This is a genomic window from Agromyces sp. P1_H4 (assembly GCF_056405255.1).
The window spans coordinates 1-2,612 of sequence record NZ_JBFUCL010000435.1; the positions used below are offsets into that span (position 1 = coordinate 1).

Genomic DNA, 2,612 nt, shown 5'->3' on the forward strand with positions numbered 1-2,612 from the left:
GCGCTCGACCGTGCTTCGGGTGCGGGCGCGCTCGCTCCGGCGGCAGCGGCGCCGGGCATCGCGAAGAACGAGCGGTCGGGAGCTGGCAAAACCCGGGTGGCTGCGGTCTCGTCCCCGGCGAGCGCGGGCGCCGGGGCCTCGGCCGCGGACGCCGCAGGGGCCGGAGCCGCACTCGCGGGCATCGCCTCAGTCGGCTGCTCGGCGACCTGGGTGAACGCGATCGTCGCCGCCGTGGCATCCGCGTCGGTGACCGGCGTCGTGTCCAGCGTGCTGGCCACGACCGCGACATCGAGCGCGCTCGGACGGTCACCCGGTTCGCGGGCGGTCATCGCCCCGAGCAGTGCGACCCAGTCGTCCCCCAGGGCGGCCGGGATGTCGGGATCGCGCGTGAGCCGGGCGCCGGCCGACTCGACGGCGGGCCCTGGGAAGGGCGTCTCGCCGGTGCGCGCCTCGAGCACGAGGAGGCCCAGGGAGTAGACGTCGCTCGCCGGAGACGGAGGCTGACCTGTCACCTGCTCGGGGCTGAGGTAGCCGGGCGTGCCGACGAGCAGGCCCGCGCGGGTGATGCGTGCGTCGTCGATGAGACGGGCGATGCCGAAGTCGGCGAGCTTCGCGTTCCACGTGCGGCTCGGCAGGTGCGCCGGCTCGAGGAGCACGTTCGCGGGCTTCACGTCGCGGTGCACGATGCCGCGATCGTGGATGACGTGCAGCGCCTCGGCGAGGTCGGCGAGCAGCCCCGCGGCATCCGCCGGACCGAGCGCGCCGAGTCGCAGCGTCTCGCGCAGGTCGCGACCCTCGACGAGCTCCATCACGAGGAACTCCCGGCCCGTCGCCGGGTCGCGCGAGGCGTCGTAGAGCCGCACGAGGGCGCGGTGCGAGAGGCTCGCGAGCAGCGCGGTCTCGGAGCGTCGACGCTGCGCGTCGTCGAGGCCCTCCGCCTCGGYGGCGAAGACCTTGACCGCGACGGGGCGGCCGAGCGAGAGGTCGACGCCGCGATACACCGTCGCCATGCCGCCACGACCGATGAGGCCCTCGAGCCGGTAGCGCTCGCCCAGCGTGGCGCCCGTGAAGGCGTCGTCCATCACGCTGTTCGGGGTGGTGCTCACCCCATCGAGGGTAGCCTTCGYGGCTGGACGTCGGCCAGACGCAGGGTCGGGGTGGCCCGGGCCTCTCCGCTTCTGGTAAGGCGCCGGATGCCTCAGCCGAAGATCATCGGCGAGTCATCGACGACCGGCTCGAGCGCCAGGTCGACGAGCACCGGCACGTGGTCGGACGGCGCCGCGCCCTTGCGCTCGTTGCGGTGGATCGAGGCATCCGTCACCGCCTCGGCGAACGCCGTGGAGCCGAGGACGAAGTCGATGCGCATGCCCTCGTTGCGCGGGAACCGCAGCTGCTTGTAGTCCCAGTAGGTGAAGAGCCCCTCGGGCACCCGTGCGCGCACGACGTCGCTGACGCCGGCCGCCTCGAGGGCGAAGAACGCCGCGCGTTCCTCAGGGGAGACGTGGGTCGTGCGACCGACCACGACGGTCGGGTCGCCGTTGTCGACGTCGAACGGGGCGATGTTGAAGTCGCCCATGAGCGCGAACGGCACCTCGGGGTACGACGTGGTCTGCTCGCGGGTGTACTCGGTGAGCGCCTCGAGCCAGTCGAGCTTGTAGGTGTAGTGCGGGTCGCCCAGCGATCGGCCGTTGGGCACGTAGAGGCTCCAGAGCCGCACGCCGTCGACGGTGGCGCCGATGGCGCGCGCCTCCTGCGGCTGGTCGGGGCCCTCGAGCCCCTTGAGGAAGCCGGGCATGCCCGGGAAGCTCGTCTCGACCGACTCGATCGGCGACCGGCTCGCGATCGCGACGCCGTTCCACTGGTCGAAGCCGTGCAGCGCGAGCTCGTAGCCGGCGTCTTCGAACTGTGCCGCCGGGAACTGCTCGGGCTTGCACTTGATCTCCTGCATCGCGAGCACGTCGACGTCTTCACGCACCATCCAGTCGACGACGCGGTCGACGCGGGTGCGGATCGAGTTGACGTTCCAGGTGGCGATGCGCATGGAAGCAAGCCTAGGACGGCGCGCCGACACCCTTGCGCTCGTCCCCGGCCTCGGCCTCCGCCTCCGAACGCACCACCTCGGGGTCGTCGCCGTCCTTGGCCTCCTGCAGTCGCGGCAGCACCAGCCAGAGCAGCACGAGCACGATGGCGCCGACGACGAAGGTGATGATGCCGGCGGCCCGCGAGACCGCGAAGTCGAAGATCAGGGTCGTGACCCCGAGCACCAGCAGGGCGACCACCGCGAGGTGCGCGATGAGCAGCCGGTTGCCGGTGCGCACGATGCGTTCCTTCACCTGGTGCCGGAACAGCGTGCGATGCAGCGTCACCGGCGCGAGGCCCACGATCGTCGCCAGACCCGCGAGTGCGACGAGCACGAGGTAGAGGACGAGCTGGTACTGGTCGAGCTCCTCGAACCGCTGCTGGAAGGCGACCGCGAGGAGGAAGCCGCCGATGAGCTGCGTGCCCGTCAGCGCGACCCGGAGCTCCTGCAGGATGTCGTTCCAGTTGCGGTCGCTCCGCTCGTTGGGGGTCTCGTTCCGTCCGTCGCCCGGCGCGACGTCCTCGTCGTACGC

General features: G+C 71.8%; 3 protein-coding genes. All 3 read right to left on the bottom strand.

Features of this window, described 5'->3' with window-relative positions:
* Window positions 1–1,106: serine/threonine-protein kinase (locus AC1DY2_RS18440; RefSeq protein ID WP_476763735.1), on the bottom strand; the 1,106-nt coding region annotated here is incomplete at its 3' end.
* 92 nt (window positions 1,107–1,198) lie between these two features.
* Window positions 1,199–2,041 (bottom strand): exodeoxyribonuclease III, encoded by an 843-nt coding sequence (locus tag AC1DY2_RS18445; protein WP_476763736.1) that lies wholly within the window; start codon window positions 2,039–2,041, stop codon window positions 1,199–1,201.
* A 10-nt stretch (window positions 2,042–2,051) separates the two neighbouring features.
* Window positions 2,052–2,612, bottom strand: a 561-nt coding sequence (locus AC1DY2_RS18450) for a DUF6328 family protein (protein WP_476763737.1), incomplete at its 5' end; no start/stop codon positions are given.

What these genes read in the sequence shown, in the direction of transcription:
- AC1DY2_RS18445 (WP_476763736.1), bottom strand. Translation starts at nt 2,041, where the DNA reads ATGCGCATCGCCACCTGGAACGTCAACTCGATCCGCACCCGCGTCGAC.